Genomic DNA, 20,488 nt, shown 5'->3' on the forward strand with positions numbered 1-20,488 from the left:
TTATATCAACGGCAATATTGTTTTAGCTGTTTTAGCTGTTTTAGTTAGCAGATTACAACTGCTCGCGAACGCGCTCTACAATGCGAGCCGCTGCCTCGTCAACTGGAACCGCTTCTACAGCAGAACCGTTGCGATTGCGGATTTCAATCGTGCCATTGTTTACGGTGTCTCGTCCAGCAACAGCAACCAGAGGCACGCCAACAAGCTCCGCATCCTTAAACTTTACGCCTGGAGAAACCTTTGGACGATCGTCGAAGATTACTTCGATTCCCTGCTTGCTAAGCTCGTCAACAAGCTTTTCGGCAGCATCGAAAGCAACCTGATCTTTGCCTGTTGCAACAACATGAACCTGAGCAGGAGCAATTGCCATTGGCCACGCAAGTCCAGCTTCGTCGTGGTGCGTTTCTGCGAGGCATGCGATTACGCGGCTAACGCCGATGCCGTAGCAGCCCATCCACACTGGAACCGACTTGCCGTTTTCGTTAAGAACACTTAAGCCCAAAGCCTTTGAATACTTTAATCCAAGCTGGAACACCTGGCCAATTTCCACGCCGCGCTCAAAGCTAAGCGGGCCAGAACCGTCTGGGCTCATGTCGCCGCTACGAACAAGAGCTGCCTCCACAACACCATCCGCCTCAAAATCGCGGCCGTACACAGCGTTGTAAACGTGCTTGCCCTCTTCGTCTGCTCCTGTAATCCACTCACTACCCTTTGCAACGTGAGCATCAATCAAGTAGCGAACTGGGCAAGCAATTTTGCTGCCATCTTTGCGTGCCTGCGGACCCAAAACGCCAGCGCCAATATAGCCCTTAACAAACTCAGGATGCGCCTTTAAATCATCCTCGGTTGCTTCTTCGATTTCTGCTGGAGCAAATTGAGCTTCAAGACGCTTCATATCTACTTGGCGATCTCCTGGAACACCAATTGCTACGATTTCTCGCCATGGCTCATCATGCTCGCCGCCAGCTGCATCTGCAGGATGCTTAACAGCAATAATCAAGTTCTTTAAGGTGTCGCTAGCTTGCCATTCGCGTCCGTCTTTGCGCGGATGCAAATCATTAGAAACTTTAACCAAATCCTCAATCGTCTTAGCGTTTGGAGTATCAAGAGCCTGCATAGCAGGAGTTGCAGAGTAGTCAACATCTGGCATTTCTGGCGTGGTCAAAGCCTCAACATTCCAAGCCTTGCCAGAAGGAGCGAGAGCAAAAGTATCTTCGCCAATCGCCATAGGAGCCAGGAATTCCTCGGAATCAGACCCTCCCATTGGGCCAGAAACAGCGTGAACAATCACGTATTTAATACCCAGACGGTCAAAGATGCGCGAATAAGCAGCACGCTCTTCTACATAAGCAGACTTCAAACCATCTTCGTCAATCGAGAACGAGTAAGCGTCTTGCATAATAAACTCGCGGCCGCGAATAAGGCCAGCGCGAGGGCGGAACTCGTCGCGATACTTAGTTTGAATCTGGTACAAGGTTAGTGGCAAATCCTTGTACGAAGAATACATGTCTTTTACAAGAAGAGTAAAGACTTCCTCGTGCGTTGGAGCAAGAAGATAGTCAGCCTCATGGCGATCCTTAAGGCGGAAAATGTTGTCTCCGTACTCTTCCCAACGATTAGTAGCCTCGTAAGGCTCACGTGGAAGAAGCGCTGGGAAGTGAACTTCTTGAGCGCCAATACCGTTGATTTCTTCGCGAATAATCGCTTGAACCTTGTTGAGTACCTTTAAACCTAGCGGCAACCACGTCCACACACCTGGAGCGGATTTACGAATGTATCCTGCGCGCTGCATGAGTTTTGCGGAGGTCACGTCCGCGTCTGCTGGGTCTTCGCGCAGCGTACGAAGGAACAGTTTAGACATACGAAGTACATTAGAATCCATGCGTTCCAATCTATTTGCGCATGAGGACATAAACACTTGTTTACACTACTAAACAAAAGCAAAAACACTTTCCCGACTTTGTACCAAAATCCGTCAAACTTTTCCGCACTTTGTACCAAATTTGACCCAAAACACGTACAAAAAGCGTCAAACAACTCCGCACTTTGTACCAAATTTGGCCAAAAAATGGTACAAAAAGCGGAACACAACACGAGAATCGTTCGCGCGCTACGCTTTAAGCTCGAAGGCAGGTCGTCGCGCCCGCGTTTGTTCCCTTTCCCCCGCGTTTGTTCCCATTTCGGCCAATTCGGGAAACAAAAGCAAGAACACCGTTTAAACAAAAACTAAATCTAAAACTCGTCGTCAAAGGAAAATTCGTCATTATCTGCATAATCGCTAGCGCAAAAAATATCAAACTCTTGCTGATTCGCAAAATCACCATTTGCCTTACCAGCTTCAAACGCGCGAACGCCCTCGCTAGCAAGCAGCTCACTAGCGCGTTTAGAAGCTTCACGCAAAGAACCATCAAGAATCACAGCATCCGTGCAAACACTAAACGCGCTGTCATTAATGCCCTCTAAATAAAGCCCGCTCAAATTTTCCACACGCGAAAGCGCAACATAGCCCATTCCAGGCGCAAAAGTACGGCGCAAATCCATAACAGCACTATCAAGCGTCATGCCTTGCGACTTATGAATCGTAATTCCCCACGCACATCTAAGTGGCACTTGATTTACGCTAGCAAGAACCGTTTCGCCATCCGTCATCTCCCACGCAGCAGGCTTAAGAGTAACAATATTGCCGTTTTCAAACTCAACAATAGGCCAGCCACCTTTGGATTCAGGCACAAATCGCAATACGCGCCCAACAGAACCGTTCACATATTGCTTATCTTGGTCGTTTCGCAAAGCCATTACAGCTGCACCAGCCTTTAGCACAAGACGCTCGGGGGCAAGCATGTTCTTTTTTAAGCGCTCTACAAGATTTTTTGGCCCAGCTTCTGTTGCTACAAACTCGTGAGGCTCAGAGTCGATTGCTGCAAGCTGCACATTATTTAAGCCGTCCGCTTGCGAGTTTGTAGGGAAAAGATGAACCGAAACTTCGCTATCTTGAGGATATTCGCCAAGGCGACTAGCAAGCACTTGCTTATCTTCATCGCTCACACGCCCGCAGCGAATATCCGTTAAAACATTAAGCAACTTGCCATCATCTTGCCTGTGTTGCTCTGTTAAATAGCACACAACAGGTTTTAGAGAATCCCACGCAAACGATTCCGTAATATAGCCTTCGGGATTTTTGCCAGCGGCCGCATATTTTTCGCGCGATGCAATAAACTCCGGGCTAGGCTCGAATACATCGCGATTTCGCGTAGACGTACTAACAGGCGGAAGCTGGAAGAAATCGCCAGAAACCACCACTTGAAGGCCGCCAAATGGCAAATCATTTTTGCGCAACTTACGGCACACTTCGTCAACCATGTCGAAAAGCCAAGCGTGAATCATGGAAACTTCGTCCAACACAAGCACATCCGTGGCTTTTATGCGCTTTGCGCGCCTAGATCGAATGGTTTTAAGAAGCGAATCGGTAAGCGCGTTTGCAACGCCTGTTCCACTCCACGAGTGAATAGTTTGGCCGTTTAAATGAGTTGCTGCAATACCGGTTGAAGCTGTTACAGCAACGCTTAAACCGTTTTCACGCATTGAGCGAACCGCCTGGTTTAAAACATACGTTTTTCCAGACCCAGGAGCGCCCGTTAAAAACACGCTTGCACCCGCGTTTATTATTTCTAACGCTTCCGATTGCTTCATTGGCAGCACCTTTTATTTGCGCTATTTACGTTTAATGCGTTTAATGCGTTTAATAATCGCGCTTTTCTGCGGAATTTACGTCCTCTAATGCTTCTCCGCGACGCTCGTAGTCACGAAGCAAGCTCGTGCTTTCAATATGCTGCGCGCCAGCTTTTGCCTGTGCTTCGCTTGGTCCTGGAGCTGGTACGAACATCATGTCACGGTAGTAACGAAGCTCGTCAATCGACTCAATAATATCCGCGAGCGCGCGGTGACCGCCGTGTTTTGCCGGCTTATTGCGGTAAACATCCGGGTAAAGTCTGCGCGAAATTTCCTTCAACGTGCTTACGTCGATTACGCGATAGTGCAAATTTGCCATTAAATCTGGCATGTAGCGGTCGAGGAATTTTTTGTCGGAGCCAACGGAGTTTCCAGCAAGATGCGCTTTTCCGCGCTCTGGCAAAAAGCGCTTTACATACTCAACAACCTGCTTTTGCGCTTCTTCTAACGGCAAACCGTTTTTATTCCACTCGTCAACAAGCCCAGAAGACGTGTGCATATTTCGCACAAAATCGTTCATGTGATTCACGGCAGCATCACTTGGCTTAATCACTAAATCAATGCCGTCGTCTAGAACTTTCAAATTAAAATCAGTTGGAACTACAGACACTTCGCATAATTCATCGTGGAAAATATCGAGACCAGTCATCTCGCAATCAATCCAAATTAAGCGCGATTCTTCCGGCGTAAACGTAAGATCTTCCTTAGCTTCTGCCATTTTCGTTCCTTTCCTAATATTTTTTCGAACCCACAAGCCTACATCTTCCCACAGACTATGAGTTGAGGCGAGCGAAATATTGATTTAAGCATCTAATAAATCCTGCATAAGTTCATCTGTGTTATTAAATGATTTTCCCTCATGAGCTTCAGTTTGACGACGTGCTTCGTCAGAAAGATCAACTGGTTCAGAGACTTTGCCAATCTTAAAATTGCGAATTGCTTCATCCATGCTTTTAAGAGTTTTAGAAGAGATACTCTTTGGAACAGTAAGCTCACGAGGCTCTAATAAAATACAACCGTTATCACATTCTTTAACATTGTAATAGGGATATTTAGCTCCGCGCAGAGTTACACGCTTTTTGCTATCAAGACGAACGTCATAATCTTTCACTACTTCCACAAAACACCTCATTTTTAGTGGGATATCCCACTAACTATACAATAATTTTATACGAATTGTCAAAACAAAAACGACGAAAAGTTAGAAAGTAGCAAATAAGACTTAGCTAACTTTTCGCCGTTTAATGCAAAATTACTTGCGATTTATACGCGACTTATACGCGAACTTGCGCAACTTGCGATTTAGTTGTGGAAACCGCTATAGTTTGGCGCTTCTGCAGTCATCACAATATCGTGAGGATGCGATTCGCGAAGACCAGCATCAGTAATGCGAATAAAGCGGCCGCGCTCCTGCATTTCCTTAATATTGTGCGCACCAACGTAGAACATGGACTGGTGCAAACCGCCGAGAAGCTGGTAAAGCACAGCGTTAAGTGGACCGCGATATGGAACTTCGCCTTCAACGCCTTCCGGAACCACCTTGTCTGAGCTGGTAACGTCTGCCTGGAAGTAGCGATCCTTCGAATAAGACTTCTTACCACGAGGAGCCATTGCGCCAAGCGAGCCCATGCCGCGGTAAAGCTTGTACTGCTTGCCGTGAAGAAGAACCTTTTCGCCTGGAGCTTCCTCACAGCCAGCCAAAGTACCGCCGAGCATAACTGTGTCCGCACCAGCAACCAAAGCCTTAGCAATATCGCCAGAATAGTGAATACCACCGTCTGCAATACATGGAATTCCGGCAGCCTTGCAAGCCTGAGCTGCGTCGTAAACTGCAGTAAGCTGAGGCACACCAACGCCTGCAACAACACGCGTTGTGCAAATAGAGCCTGGACCAACGCCAACCTTTACAGCGTCAACGCCAGCGTCAATCATAGCTTGTGCGCCTTGGCGAGTTGCAATATTTCCGCCAATAATCTGCACACCATCGAAAGCTTTATCTGCCTTAATGCGGCGAATCATGTCGAGAGCTAAGCGAGCCTCACCGTTTGCGGTATCAACCACAAGAACGTCAACTCCAGCTTCCATAAGCGCGCACGCACGCTGCCAAGCATCCCCAAGGAAACCAATGCCAGCAGCCACACGCAAGCGACCCTGATCATCCTTAGTGGCATCTGGGTACTGCTCAGTCTTAACAAAGTCCTTAACAGTAATCAAACCCGTAAGCTTGCCTTCGGCATCAACCAGAGGCAATTTTTCAACCTTGTTTTCCGCAAGCAAACGATGCGCGTCTTCTTTAGAAATATTAGAAGGACCAGTTACAAGATTTTCGCGCGTCATCACATCCTTAACCTTTAAGCGGTCGTAGTCTTCGGAAGCAATGAATCGCATATCGCGATTGGTAATAATGCCAACTAAACGATTTTCGCCATCTACTACTGGCAAGCCCGAAATATGGAAGCGCCCGCACAATTTATCTAAATCGGCGAGCGTTGCATCTGGGTGAACAGTAAGAGGGTCGGTAATCATACCCGACTCACTGCGCTTAACAATATCTACTTGCGCAGCTTGATCATCAATGGAAAGATTGCGGTGAAGTACGCCAATTCCACCATTTCTAGCCATTGCAATAGCCATATCCGACTCGGTCACAGTGTCCATTGCCGCAGAAATTGCAGGCACTTTCATAGTGATTTCGCGAGTTAGATGAGTAGTTGTATCTACTTCGGATGGAATTACATCGGTTTCGTTTGGAAGCAACAGCACATCGTCATATGCGAGGCCGAGCTTTTCGAAAATTGGAGGAACAGGAGTATACGCAGATTGCATGTTCATATCAGTTGTAACCATAGGGTTACTATACGTTTTTGCTATGACGTTTGCAAAAGTCGCGTTTCATACACAATATTTAGTGGCGATTTTGATATAAAACTACTACAGCGCGATTATCTACGACTATCTACGATTATCTGCGACTAATGCCACGGGTACTGCGATTAGCATCAATTAAAGCACATTCCGCTTTTTACGATTTTACGAATTTCGTAACTCCGGCAGCCGCCTGCGCAAATATGGCATCATTGTAAGCACTGTAAGCAGCGCCGCCGCAATAATCATGCCAACAAGCACGTAAACGGCTTTAAAGAACAGAATCATTATTGACCCAAAAGATATAAGCGCCGCCCATCCCCACAAAATAAGCACCGCTCCTTGCACAGAATGCCCAATACGCAACATTCTGTGATGCAAATGCATGCGGTCTGGATGCATTGGCGACTGCCCTTTTGCAAGCCTTCTGCATATTGCTAAACACATGTCTAACACTGGCAGAAACAGCACTAAAATCGGCAGCAAAATCGGCATAAATACTGGCAAATAGATGCTTGTGTGCACGGAAGATGGGTCTAAGTGACCCGTCATTATAATAGATGCGCAAGTTATTAAATACCCGATTAGCATGGAGCCAGAATCGCCCATAAAAAGCTTCGCTGGATGCCAATTGTGCAAAATAAATCCTACGCACATTCCCACCATTGCAACGTCTATAAGAGTTGCCATTGAAGCGTAGCTTGGAGATGTGCGTGCAAGAATATAAGAGTATGTTGCGAATGCGATTCCGCCAATGGCTACAATTCCAGAAGCCAGCCCATCTAGTCCGTCTACAAAGTTGACTGCATTAATTGAAGCCACGATTAGTATTGCGGTTATTGCGATTGAAAGACTTGGAGACGCTGTAACTAAAGAGCCGAGCGGCAACGCTACGATTTGAAGCCCTCCCCACGCTACAAAAACAGCTATTAGCAATTGGCCTGCAAGTTTTAACATCCAATCTAAATCCCAAATGTCGTCGCAAACACCCAAAAGACATATGAGTACAGCTCCAGCCAAAACCACCCACGGCTGATGTGTTCCTGCAAAAAGCCCAGAAATAAAAGGCATGGAGCTTGCAAACGCCATCGACACCGCAAAGCCAAATAGCATTCCAACCCCACCCATACGGGGCGTAGGTATTGTGTGAACGTCGCGAGCGCGCACTTTTCCTACGGCTCCTATGCGAATTGCAAGATGACGTACAAGCGGCATTATTAGCCACGTTGCGCCGCCTGCGATTGCTGCTATAAACAGGTATACCCTCATTTCTTGCGACTTTCTGCTCTTATCTGTTCTTCGCTTATTACGCCTTCGCGCAAAATCACAATTCCGTCCGCGTCTGCTGAATCCGCGCCAACTACCGTGCTTGCTACATGCGAACGCGTTGGCCCCGCGTTTAAGTACAGTGGAATTTCGTCTCCAAAAGCCTCAAACGCTTCTTCCACGCTGTCTGCACTCTCGTTTCCGCTGCGGTTTGCGCTGGATGCAGCCAATGGCCCCGTAACGCGCAAAATTTTCATTAGCTCTGGGCAATCTGGCACACGCACGCCTTGCGTTGCTTCACATTTCTTACTGCTTTCATCTGCTTTACAAAGCGTAGCAAGCCTTGTAGCTACCGAATCTTTTTTTGCGCGCGCGATTGGCGAGTATCCGCCTGGCAGGAATTTTTCCGCCAGCACGTCTAGTGGGCTTGGCAAGTAAAGCCCAAGTTTTTCTAGGTCGCTTACGCTGCTCATAAGTATTTGCAAGGCTTTTGTGCGCGGCCTGCGCTTTAGTTGGTAGATTTTCGCTACTGCCGCCTCGTTAAATGGGTCGCACGCCACTCCGTAAACTGTGTCTGTTGGCACTACAATTACGCCGCCCGCGTTGATTATTTGCGCCGCGAGTTGCAATGATTCTTCGTTAATCGTGCAAATTTTACTCATTTTTAGCCTCTTTTTTGCGTACTACAATTTTTTGCATACTACAAATCTTGCTCTGTCTGTTAAGTCGTTTTTGACTTTTGCGCTGCTAAATCCTATGTTTCTTGCATAATCTTCAAGAGCTTTGCCTTGCGTAATATCGTGTTCCATAATCATTATTCCACCCCTACGCAAATACGCAAAACTAGCTTCCATAATTTTTTGCGGTATAAGTAGTCCGTCTTTAGATCCACCATATAACGCCATTTTAGGGTCGTAGTCGCGAGCTTCAATCTGCTCTACTGGCTGGCTTTCTGGCACGTATGGTGGGTTTGTGATTACTACGTCTACTTTCTCTTTAATCGCAGCTGTTTCAGGCAGATTAACGTTTGTAGCATCGCCTAATATTGCGTGATATCTGTTTAAAATATCATATTTTTCCGCGATTTTGCGGTAGTTTTTTTGCAAATATTCAAAAGCTTCTGGCGACTTTTCCACAGCCCACACTTGCGCGTCTGCAACTTCACTTGCAACAGATAGTCCGATTGCTCCCGAGCCTGCACACAAGTCTAAAACAATAGGATTTTTTAGATTATTTGCGCGAATCCAATCTATTCCCTCTTGAACTACCACTTCTGTTTCGGGCCTTGGCACAAAAACGCCTTTACCAACTATTAGGTCTATGTAGCGAAAAGTTGCGCATCCAATAATGTGTTGCAATGGCTCGCGCGAAGCACGTCTAGATATAAAATCGCTATATTTGCTAGCATAATCGGGCAAAAAATCCTTAAAATCGCCAAGTATTAGCGCTTTGTTTAAGTCTGCCAAACTTACGCCACAAGCGCGTGCTAGCAGTAAACGTGCGTCGTATTCTGCCGACTCTACACCTGCATCTTCAAGTTTTTCGGCAGATGTGCGCAAAATGTGCAAAATTTCTTGCATTTTACAAGCCACGTGGTGATTTTACTTAGATTACTTAGCGTACTTAACTTACTTGGCTAATTTAACTTACTTGGCATTAGCTAAACGATCGGCTTCATCCGCCTGAATATCGCTGTCTATAACCGCTTGCAAGTCGCCGTTAAGCACCTGGTCAAGATTGTACGCCTTGTAGTTTGTGCGATGGTCCACAATACGATTTTCTGGGAAGTTGTATGTTCGGATTCGCTCAGAGCGGTCCAACGAGCGCACCTGAGAATGGCGCATATCCGCAGCCTCCGCTGCCTCCTGCTCATGCTTCATAGCAAGCAAACGTGACTTTAGCACGCGAAGTGCGGCCGCACGGTTTTGAATCTGCGACTTTTCGTCTTGCATGCTAACAACAATTCCCGTTGGAATATGCGTCATGCGAACCGCAGAATAAGTAGTGTTCACGGACTGTCCGCCAGGGCCAGAGCTCATGAAAATGTCGATTTTAAGATCTTTTGGATCGATTTCGATTTCGTCATCGTCTTCGTCTGCTTCTGGGAACACGATTACGCCAGCTGCGGAAGTTTGAATACGACCTTGCGATTCAGTAACTGGGATTCGCTGCACGCGATGCACTCCGCCCTCATACTTCATGCTTGCCCACACGCCGTCTTCTGGAGCAGGCGTGCCTTTTGCGCGAATCGCAAGCTGCACGTCTTTTACGCCGCCAAGTTCCGTCGCGTTTTCGCTTTGGATTACGGTAGTCCAGCCGCGCTTTTCCGCGTAACGCATGTACATGCGCAATAAATCGCCAGCAAATAGAGCCGCTTCTTCGCCGCCCGTACCAGCTTTGATTTCCATAATCATGTCTCGCGCATCGTCTGGGTCTCTAGGAATCAGCGCTGTACGAAGCTTTTCTTTTGCTGCTGGAATTTGTTCTTCTAAATGTTTTGCTTCTTTTGCTAAGTCTTCGTCTTCGCTTGCCATCTCGCTAGCTACTTCGTAGTCTTCGCAAAGCTGCTTGTAATTTAAGTACGCGCTTACGATTGATCCGAGTTCTGCGTGCCTACGACCGAGCTTGCGGATTGCGTCTGGATTAGACGCTACTTCTGGCTCTCCCATGCGATTTTCAATATCGCGGTATTCATTTAGAGCTGTAACCGCTGCTGGGAATTGCTCATCTATTGACTCGGCCATTTTGTTCCTTTATAGTCGCGCATAACGCGGATTTTTAAATCGAAAATATTAAATTTAAATATTACAAGATACACGCATGTTTAGCACATAAAACGCCAGCCCCGATTCCGCGAAGTTACACGAAAGCAGGGCTGGCGATTAAAAAGCTACTTAGTCTTCTTACCGTAGCGCTTCTCGAAGCGAGCCACGCGGCCGCCGGTATCGAGAATCTTCTGCTTGCCGGTATAGAATGGGTGGCACTTTGAGCACACGTCAACCGTCATATGATCGCCATTTGCGGTGGAACGAGTTACAAAAGTGTCTCCGCAAGAGCAGGTAACCTGCACTGCGTGATAGTCGGGATGAATACCCTGCTTCATAATGTCTCCTATGGAATTCGGGCGACCCGGGTCGCAAAGCCCCAATAGCTAAGCGTGAACCGGAACCTTCGCTATTTTAGTTACTACCCTCGACTCGCTTAGTTATTCTTACCATCTTCGCGCTTTCTCCTATGCTTAGCAGCGAATCCAGCAAAACCAACAGACGCTAACAAGCTTGCGATTAACGCAGATTGCGAAGCGTCAACACCTGTTTGAGGCAGCGCATAGGCTTCAACACTAGTCTCTTGCTCGTCTTGCAAAGGCTCAGCAGGAGCAGAAGCTGGCGCAGGCATAGGCGCTGGCGCTGGCGCTGGCACAACATAATCCGAAGGAACCGTTGAATAATCAGGCTCAGGCGTTGGCTCAGGCTCAGGCGTTGGCGTTGGAGTTGGCGTTGGCGTTGGATTAACATCATTCGATGCTGAAAGCACTTCAATATCAACCGTCACCTTAGCTTTGCGACCATACTTATCCACACTCGTGAAAGTAAGCTCAACAATCTTCTTACCATCAACAATCTTCGGAGTACCAGAAATTGTGCAAGTAGTGCCTTCGCAAGAATGAGAAATTCCAAGCTGTTCCAAACTACTATTACTACTACTAGACAACGCATTAACAATAAAGTCTTCATTATTTACCGAAACAGTTGCGTTTGCATTCGTTGTTCCATCAGCATTAAGAACTCCCCTAGTTAAGTTTGCAAGCGTAAACGTTGCAGGAACACCCACAACCGCCTTGCCGCTAAACTTAAACTCCACAGGATCCATCTGCTCGAAGTTTGCAACAATAATCGTATCAGTTTCTACATTTGGCAGAACAATACGAGCATCCTTAACACCAGCCTCAGCGAGCAGATTCTCCAAAACAGCAATACTTGACTTCTCTGATTTACGTATAATGCTTGCAACAAACGACTTACCAGAATCTTCCGCAATTCGCGCAAGCTTCTCACGAGAAGCAGCATACTGCATATATTCGCTCGGCTTAGTCTCAAGAAGCAGATTCTTCAACGCAGCAAGCGTAGAGTTCTTAGACCCACGTATTATACGCGCTAAGTAATTCTCTCCACGCAACTCTGCAATCTTAGCTAAGGCTTCACGATCAGAATCAGACGCTTTTCTATTATCATCTTTGTTAAGAGAAGATAAAGTCATCCAATCCTTGAACACGTAGCCATTATTTGCAAGAACGTCTGGAATATAATCCTTTATTGCAGACTCTTTGCCCTTACGCACCCAATACGTGTGCACATTAGACATCATCTTACCGTTAGGATCAGTTACATAAGTAAACTTAGTGTAGTTTTTACTAATAAACTCATCCTCAATCGTGCCAGCCGCAGGCAAATCCTGATCCGCAATAACATTTGGCAAAACGCGCACGCGAATTGGAATTCGCGTAGTTATAGTCTTCTGCTTACCAGTATTAGTATCTTTAACCTCAGTTGGCCTTGTAACGTCTACAACAACAGTTGCAGTTCCAGGCTTATATACATAACTCTTTTTGCTATCCTCTTTCGCAGAATCCTTAGGCTTAACGCCTTGACCATAAATGTGATTTATGCTCACAGTCACATTACGATCAGTATTATTCACAAGCTTATTCAAGTCTGGAATAGCATCGCCTGCACTAACGATTGTTTCTGGAATAGTAATGTCGGAAACACCACTTTGCTCAGCAACAAACATAAGCGGAGCTGAGATATTCCAGGAATCAGCATCAGCAGTATCAAGTTTCTCACCTTGAGCTGTAAACATACGCCACTTGCTAAATCCATAAAGCTCATTGCCAGTATCACCAGCAACTTTCTTCATAAATCTAATAGTGGCGTTGCGGTCTTTAGCAGAAGGACGAATATATAGCAGCTTCGGCTTATATTCACCATCCATCCAGCGGTGACCAATCTCTGGAAGGAACACTGCAGGAACGTATCCTTCCAATGCCTTCTTCGTTGTAGAAGCGTCGATGACGTTCTCTACACGCTCATAATGCGCTATAAAAGTAGTGTTTTCATCAAACTTCATACTAGCAATGTCAGCATTAGAATATAGCTTAATTTTTGGCGGAGTTGGTACGGCAGTAGGTATTGGAGCCGCAGCAGCAAACAGTGTCATAACAGGGACTACTGGTGTTGTAGCATCCTGCTGCATCTCCCAACCCTTGAATACGTAGTGATAGCCCTTTTCGTCGTAATCCTGGCCAACAGCTTGCGGCGCTTTTACGCCAGAAGATTTAGCTGTAATATTCTTATATGTGTAGTAAATCTTACGGCCATCAATAGTTCCTTCAGATTCTGCAGAAGAAGAAGATCCTTGCTCTGCACTTTGGCTATTAGAGCTATTAACAAACTTGATTTTTGCATACTGAGCATCAATCTTCTTCTGCTCAGCCTCCTGCTCAGCCTTCTGCTCAGGAGTTAATGGTGTAGTAGAGCCTGGCTTAGTAGTATCTGTATTTTTATCTCCGTAAATCAAGTCGTGCATTACTTTAAGCTTGCCAACAATCTTATAATCATAATAATCCTTATGAGTAGAAGGATCTTTAAAGTCGTTATACGTAACACGGACTATTAACGGAACAGTGTAAACGCCAGCTTTATCAACAGTCGGAGCAGTAGATGCATACTCAACTTTCACACTCTTTACATTTGGATTCTTTGTTTTATCAATCAAAGAATCATAATTAGCAATGTACTTTTCTGGACTTGGAAGAGTACTTTTATCTCCACGAATTGCAAGCAAAGTATCATTCTTAGCATCTGGAGTAGCTAAAGGAGTTTGATCTGCAACGAACTCTTGGAAGGATTCATTAACAATCCAACTTTTAACTGGTTCAATAGCTTTAACGTCAGATCCATCATTACGCATGCTGCTTCGAGACCAAGTTCCCTTAGCGCCAGTTAGCTGACTATTAAGCCAGTCTAATGCTTTACTTCCGTATTTTGTAATCTTTTCAAGATCAGTGCCCTTCTTTACGTAGAACACCTTAGGACCACTTGTTTTGTCATCCCACAATCTACCTGGAGCAGGCTTGAAGATTGCGACTACAGCATCCTTAGGAACTTCACCACCGTCAGACGAACTCGAGAAGTATTCAATCTTCTTGTAAACAGCGTGGTAAGTAACATCATTACTAAACGTGTCTGTTTTGTAGCGATCTTCAGACTTAATATCGTAATTAGTTATCTTTGCAGGATCGGTTTCAGTGCTAGTAGTCCAACCCTTAAACACATAGTGGTAATTGTCTTTCTCGTATTCCTTACCAAAGGCTTGCGGCACACGTACAGAAACATCCTTCTTACCTTTATAAACGTATGCAACGAGCGCAGGGTTATTCTTGCTAGTCTCGCCGTCATGACCAAGAATCCTACCTTGCTGCCAATCACCAGTAAAAGTGATAGACGCGTAATCGTTAATATGATCCTTGCCGTAGTCGCTAGTCTTAAACTTATCCCAATCGCTTGCGTACACCAAATCTGGTAGCACACGGTACAGCACCTCAGTGTCAGCAGTGTTTCCATCAAGATGCACTTGCACTTTAATCTTGTGCAAGCCTGGAGTGCTGTCGAATGTTGCGCCAGACGCAAAGCTGAACGTAGCACCAGTTGGATACTCATTAGCATTCTTTATAAGATCTTTAGCTGTGTAGTTAGATCCAAGACTTTGAGTTGGTGTAAGCACCTTTAAATCATTAGCAACAGGCGCCTTAAGCTTAAATGTAGCCGTGTATACAACCTTCGGATCCGTTTGAGTTTCCGAAAGAACTGGTAAACGATTAATACCGTCTACCTCTTGTTCAACACCATGCGCATCTTTTACAATCTTTTTAACAGTCCAGCCAGCAAACTCATAGCCTTGCTTTGCAACTGGATCTTGAGGCAGCGGCATTTGGTATGCCTTTGTGCCTCCAATAACGTCGTAGACTAAACCATCCTTTCCAGCAGTGTGACCACTGTAATCAGCGATACTTCCCATGTTCTGCTCGCCGTCAGCAACTTTGAACACGTAGCGCGTGTAGTTGGTTGGTCGAGCTTGCGATTCGTCCTTGCGCTTAAGCACGCGAATGTCGTCATATACGAATTCGATTTCAGGAATATTATTAACATCCTGCTTGCCATCATCGTCAGTTTTATAAGTAATAGTATGCTGCGATTCTCTAGGCATAAAGCCTTCAATCGGCTTGTAGAATGCTACGTCGTACTTTTGGTTTACAGAGCTGACTTCGCTTTCTGGAAGAAGCTCCTTCTTATTGCCGTCTTTATCAACAGTTACGTAATGAACCTTATACTTGCGCGTATTGTACGTTTGGTAAATAAACTCGCCAGTATTCTGTTTCTCATCTTTCGAGGCTTCAAAGCTAGTGAAATGCTTATCTGGGAAGTGCGTTTCGTCGCTGTAGACCGCTTCCGCATTGTAGCGCAAATGCTCGCGCAAGCCGGAAACCGTTTGAATAGAAACGTGGTCTACAAGCGCGGCTTCCGTGTGAGCCTGTTTAGCATCGTTATACTGCTTAAACGTTACGCCTGGCTTTAAGAACACGTGCTTAAAAGTGCCGTTGTAGCGAGTATCCTTAACCCACACAGCTCTAAGCGTTATATCTTCTACTACTTTGTTGCCAAAAGCGTACGGAGTATGATTCGTTAATGTTTCATTGCCCTTTTTAGCAAGCTCCCAGCCGTAGAAGTCGTAGCCCTTGCGCGTTGGAGTGCCTAATTTATTTTCGTCAATAACCTGGTAGCGAGGGTACTTCGTTTCCGTAACTACGTGGGAGTTCTCTATCTCTTTGCCGTTTCCGTCGATTTGCGGCATATTGTAGTCAAGCGTTACCTTGTGCTTAATATGAGTTGGCTTACCCCATGCAGCGTAAAGCTTAATGCCGTTAACTGGCATTGTATAATCTTTAACTTCGCCTTTAGCTTTGCTTCCAGATTTGCTGCCGCCTTCAGCGCCTTCACTATTGTCGTTTGTCTCGCCATTTATAAGATGAAAACCAGCCTGATCAACAGCCCAACCTTTAAACACGTAGTCATTTGGCAAATTTTTAGGGCGAACGATGGAGTACTTAGTACCATTAAGCGTGAAAGTGTACTCGCCATCGAACTGCTTAGACGTATCATCGGCATTGTCTTTAGTTACAGAAGCATCGTAAGACGTATCATTTCCGTATAGCTCTTTGTCTTCGCCCGTCAAATCTTTTTTGCCGCGCTTAGTCAAGCTATACTCATACGGCAGTTTTTCTTTAGCAACGCCACTGCTGTCCTTTATAGCATTGCCGTCCGCATTATAAAACTGCACGGCGTACGACTGGCGGTTGTACTTCATCTCAAGCCAATTGTTTTTTTCAAATGGTGAAGGATTATTTTCTACACCAAACTTAAGCTTTTCTTCAACGCCAGCGTAGTAGCGACGAAACTCAAGATGATACTTCTTTTTAAACTCGTAATATTTCTTATATGCTGGATCAGTTTTAAGTCTTTCAGCAATAGCATCATTTAAATTTTTAAGAGCAAGTCCTCCATCATCATCATCTTCGTCAGAAGTATAATCAGGGTCAGGAAAAGTGTCCTTATCTTCTTCTGGAGCATCTTCGTCTGGAGCATCTTCACCTGTTACTTCTTCATAAAGCTCATGTACTTTTGTATAGAAGTCATCAGCATCGAGCCTTTCCTTAATATTAACACCATCTTTACGATTACTGTTGTCAGGTTTAAGACCAGTTATTTTTGACTCAAAGCCTGCAATAGAAGACGGAGGAAACACATAATCACCACTGCTAGTATCATCCTTACTATAGGAATCTGTAGAAAGCTCATACTTAATATCATCGCCAGTATCGCCATTTTTTGCAGATGCAATGCTCTGTTTTTTAATGATTACCTGTATAGGATCAGCTTGACGTCGTTGAGAATTATCACGGGAATCAAGAATAAGTAGGCGCTGATCATCTTTTACAGTATACTTTGGCGCACTATCATCTGCAGGGTTGTCACTAATCTGCGGAGCCTTGCCATCTTTATACATCCAATGGAATTTTGGATCAACAAACTCTTCTTTCGTTAAACGGAATGGAGGAGTATCACGATATGTACCATAGGTAGCTCCATCAAAATTTCCACCAATCACAAAGCCTAATGAAGAAGTGTTACCATCATCCATAAAGTCTACTTCATCTGAATTAGGCCAAAAATCAGTAAGACTCTGCCCGTAACGAACATTTACACGGTAACCTTTATGATCAACTTTGCTAGTTACTTCATTAGAACTATTGCCATACGTGTAAGTAGACTTATTGTCTAATTTATCTGAGCAATCACCGCCACCAGCGTAGCAGTAGCTAATTATCTCACCTTTGCGGTTCTTTTTATGTATAACAGCATTATTGGCGCCCATTTCAGTCTTAATGTTATTAGGCTTAGCAAAAATAAGCTCGTAAGTCTTGCGATTGTAAACTAAGTCAAAAGTATTATCTAAGTCGTTAGCAAAAAGCTTAGTGCTTGTATTATTAGGATCTTTTGTGTATCTTTTAGTAAGCTTTTTATTCACATAGAAGTAGCGCGTGAATTTATCTTTATAAACTCTTTCTTTGCCAGATATAGTATAATTGTTCGGATCATCAGGATTATCAGTATTGTACCCGTCTAAGCTTGTTACAGGCGTATCGTTCATCCAGTTGAACTTTGCAATTAAGCCATCTTTGTGGTCAGAATCTTTACCTTGCAACTCTTCTTTAGTTAAGCCAAGCTCTGGGTCCGAAATAGGATTATCTTTATCAGTGCCGTTTAATTTACTAGTATCCTTAGCAACGCCAGCATCGTTCATGTTATTAAGATCAACGCTGCTGCCAGTTTTAACATTATTGCGCTCAACAAGACCAACAAAGTCGTAGTTTACAAGCGAATCCGGATTCGCTTTATCTACCAAATCCGCCTTTTGCACCCACACGTTCACGCGGTAGCTGGTAGTCTTATTAGCTTCCCAAACTGCACGAAGCTTAACATCGTGATCTGGCATTGGAGAGCTAGCATCAAAATTAACCTTTTGCGTATTTTCTGCGCTTTCAGCAGGATCAACAATATGCCAGCCCTTAAAAGTGTAGCCGCGCTTAGTTGGTTTAGTAACTGGTGGCACAGACTTTTGGTAATACACTTTTTGAGCAGTAACATCCGTGCCGCCAGCAGAATCGTAAGTAACGGTATACGCTTTACGGTAGTAGCGAAGGTTCAAAACAAGCTTGTCGTTTTCGTCTTCGGAATCCGAAAGCGGCGAGCTAATCAAATTGTGCTCTGGCTCGTAGCCTGGAATATACACAGAAACAGCGCTTACATTAGAGCCGACTGTGCCAGTAACTTCGGTAACGTGAATTTCCTTGCCACCTACCGTAATGGTCTTAGCGCCTGGCACATCTTTATCTTCTTTGAATTCATCTTTGCCAGCTTCTTGCAGCATGTGGCGAACATAGTACTTAGCTGTTTTAGGAGCATAGTTTATGTTCAACTCGCCGTAGTACTGAATGCCATCGTCCGAACCTTGCTGCGAAGACGATGGATTCTGCGAAGTTTGGTCGCTGCTGTTACCTCCAACAACCTGCCTTTGCTTTACAGCGTAATCAGTAATCAGCTTCTTGTTTATGCGCAAGTAGCGAACAGCATCCGCATTTGTGCCGTCGTCAACAACGTACTTATTCTTACCTTTTTCGTCTTTACCTTTTTCAATGTAATACTGGTAATCTCCACTGTGATATATGGCAGGGCGGTATCCAGCAGACTGCGGGAGCTTAACATACACATAATTTTCAGGTTCATCAAGCGTATCCAGCTTATTTTTATCAATCGTAAGCTCGTATGGCTGAACAAGCTGCTTATTTGGAGCGCCATTAATAGTGTAAAGAATTTTTAAATTGTATGTAGCTTCTGGCTTTTTGTCAGTTTGTACCTGTTCGTTGGCCTTCTCTGTGGTATTAGCCTCTTGGTTACCAGTATTCGGCTTAATTACCTGACTGTTGGCATTCGAATCACTATTGGAGCCATTCGCGCCTTCACCGCTTCTATCTGTGCTTGATGCACCTGAATCTTCACCTTCAGGAGTTACACTACTCCCCTTGTTAGAACCGTTTGCACTTTGATTAACATCTCTACGATTACGCACTTTTGGCTTAGTGGAATCATTCTCGGACTTTGCGGCAGGCTGTGTGCTTGCAGTGCTTGCAGACTGTTCGGCTGCAGGTTGTTCAGCTGCAGTCTTAGCATTCTCAGAATCAGCATTAGCGGTAGATGGAGCTGCTTTTTCTTTCTCATTCTTTGCAACAGACTGCGCGTTTTCTGTGCTTGCAGGCTGCGCTGACTTTTGATCTGGCTCAGTCTGTTCATCAGAATTCGTCTTTGTTTCCGAACCCGTCTTTGTTGCAGGCTCCGACTTTGCAGGCTGTGGATTCGATGCATCAGCTGTCTTCGCTGCAGGCGTCGGATTCACAACTTCTTCTTTTGCAGGATCCGTTTTTGCAGGAGCTGTATTTGCTGGCTCCGACTTTGTTGGCTCTGCCTTCAATTCAGGAGTCTCAGCTGGTTTTGCTTCTGCAGGCTGTTCTTTCTCAACAGCTTTACTCTTTGGCTTTGCTACATCTGAATTATTTTGCTCACTCTTAGTCGCAGTCTTAGTAGCACTATTATCTGCAACCTTAGAACCATCTTCAGTAGCAGACTGATCTTCAGTTGTAGGCTTGATTTGCTTGCTGCTGGATTCAACGCTAACATCATCGCTACTATTGGTACTAGCAACCGCGCCATCACCATCGACATCATTATCGCCATTGCCAGCATCAGAAGCAGCCACAGAACGTTCGCCAGAATCCTTAACGCTTACAGAAGAATCGCCAGCAGCCGCTTCCTGATTATTAACGCCTTCCGCGCTAGCATTAGAATCAGCATTAGAATCAGCATTCTTAACTAAATATTCTTTAACAGAACCGACCATCTGTCGCATAGCGCGCTCAGAAGTAGCACCGGTGTTAAGCAATCCATTCTTATATAAGTCGTTTCCATCGCCCTTGCCCTTGCCATTCCCAGCACCCTTGCCAGAAGTCTTAGCAACACTCTTTACATAAGACGAATCAAAAGAATCAACGTTAAAAGGAGTCTTAGCTAAAGCAGTTGCGCCAGGCAACACCATAGACAGCGTAGACGCTAGAGCTACGGCAGCAACGCCAATGCGACTAGAAGCATTATTCGCACTTTGCGAAGAAACATTCTTTAAACTACTAACGCCCTTATTTTTAGCGCTTTTATGCTTAATCTGCTTGCTGCTCGAATTGCCCTTGCTAGCAACGTCTTTTGCTTTAGACATTGAAACTCCCAAACTCATAATCTTAACCTTTACATTCTATCAGACGGCATAGATACCCCCCCCCCAAGTCCTTTTGTTTCAAGGGTTTTTGCTCGAATCGACTTGCATGGGCGCTTTGACTGAGCTTGAAATTGCATAACGCATTTCAAGCTCCTTCAAAGCGTGATTTGGCTCAAATGTAAAGTCC

Annotated in this window: 11 protein-coding genes; all 11 read right to left on the bottom strand. The window is 45.1% G+C overall.

The features are described 5' to 3' along the window. Positions 1-52 precede the first annotated feature (52 nt). The gene (locus ACZ0NX_RS01565; protein WP_415689615.1) at positions 53-1,882 is read right to left on the bottom strand and encodes a proline--tRNA ligase; all 1,830 of its coding nucleotides are present in this window, start codon (positions 1,880-1,882) and stop codon (positions 53-55) included. Between the two features lie 350 nt (positions 1,883-2,232). Next, entirely contained in the window at positions 2,233-3,690 is a 1,458-nt protein-coding gene (locus tag ACZ0NX_RS01570) for a PIF1 family DEAD/DEAH box helicase (RefSeq protein ID WP_464405129.1), read from the bottom strand. Between the two features lie 49 nt (positions 3,691-3,739). Then, positions 3,740-4,447, bottom strand: a complete 708-nt coding sequence (gene orn / locus ACZ0NX_RS01575; protein ID WP_464405131.1) for an oligoribonuclease — start codon at positions 4,445-4,447, stop codon at positions 3,740-3,742. A gap of 84 nt (positions 4,448-4,531) precedes the next feature. After that, on the bottom strand, positions 4,532-4,849 hold the full coding sequence (locus tag ACZ0NX_RS01580) for a hypothetical protein (protein WP_415689609.1): 318 nt from the start codon (positions 4,847-4,849) through the stop codon (positions 4,532-4,534). A gap of 182 nt (positions 4,850-5,031) precedes the next feature. After that, the gene (gene guaB, locus ACZ0NX_RS01585) at positions 5,032-6,576 is read right to left on the bottom strand and encodes an IMP dehydrogenase (RefSeq protein WP_464405133.1); all 1,545 of its coding nucleotides are present in this window, start codon (positions 6,574-6,576) and stop codon (positions 5,032-5,034) included. 183 nt (positions 6,577-6,759) lie between these two features. Next, positions 6,760-7,863, bottom strand: a complete 1,104-nt coding sequence (locus ACZ0NX_RS01590) for an MraY family glycosyltransferase (RefSeq protein WP_464405135.1) — start codon at positions 7,861-7,863, stop codon at positions 6,760-6,762. Further along, positions 7,860-8,522: an L-threonylcarbamoyladenylate synthase gene (locus tag ACZ0NX_RS01595; RefSeq protein WP_464405137.1), complete on the bottom strand. Its 663-nt coding sequence runs from the start codon at positions 8,520-8,522 to the stop codon at positions 7,860-7,862. Before ACZ0NX_RS01595 ends, ACZ0NX_RS01590 begins: the two co-directional genes overlap by 4 nt. A 21-nt stretch (positions 8,523-8,543) precedes the next feature. Then, a complete protein-coding gene (prmC, locus tag ACZ0NX_RS01600; protein WP_464405139.1) occupies positions 8,544-9,440 on the bottom strand; it encodes a peptide chain release factor N(5)-glutamine methyltransferase in 897 nt (298 codons plus the stop codon). 66 nt (positions 9,441-9,506) lie between these two features. Next, positions 9,507-10,604, bottom strand: coding sequence for a peptide chain release factor 1 (gene prfA / locus ACZ0NX_RS01605; protein ID WP_060787225.1), 1,098 nt, complete (start codon positions 10,602-10,604; stop codon positions 9,507-9,509). A gap of 146 nt (positions 10,605-10,750) precedes the next feature. Beyond that, positions 10,751-10,963, bottom strand: a complete 213-nt coding sequence (rpmE, locus tag ACZ0NX_RS01610) for a 50S ribosomal protein L31 (RefSeq protein WP_004114884.1) — start codon at positions 10,961-10,963, stop codon at positions 10,751-10,753. A gap of 98 nt (positions 10,964-11,061) precedes the next feature. After that, complete coding sequence (locus tag ACZ0NX_RS01615; protein WP_464405157.1) at positions 11,062-20,301, bottom strand: InlB B-repeat-containing protein; 9,240 nt, start codon at positions 20,299-20,301, stop codon at positions 11,062-11,064. Positions 20,302-20,488: the final 187 nt, after the last annotated feature.

Source organism: Gardnerella rara, from assembly GCF_055452355.1.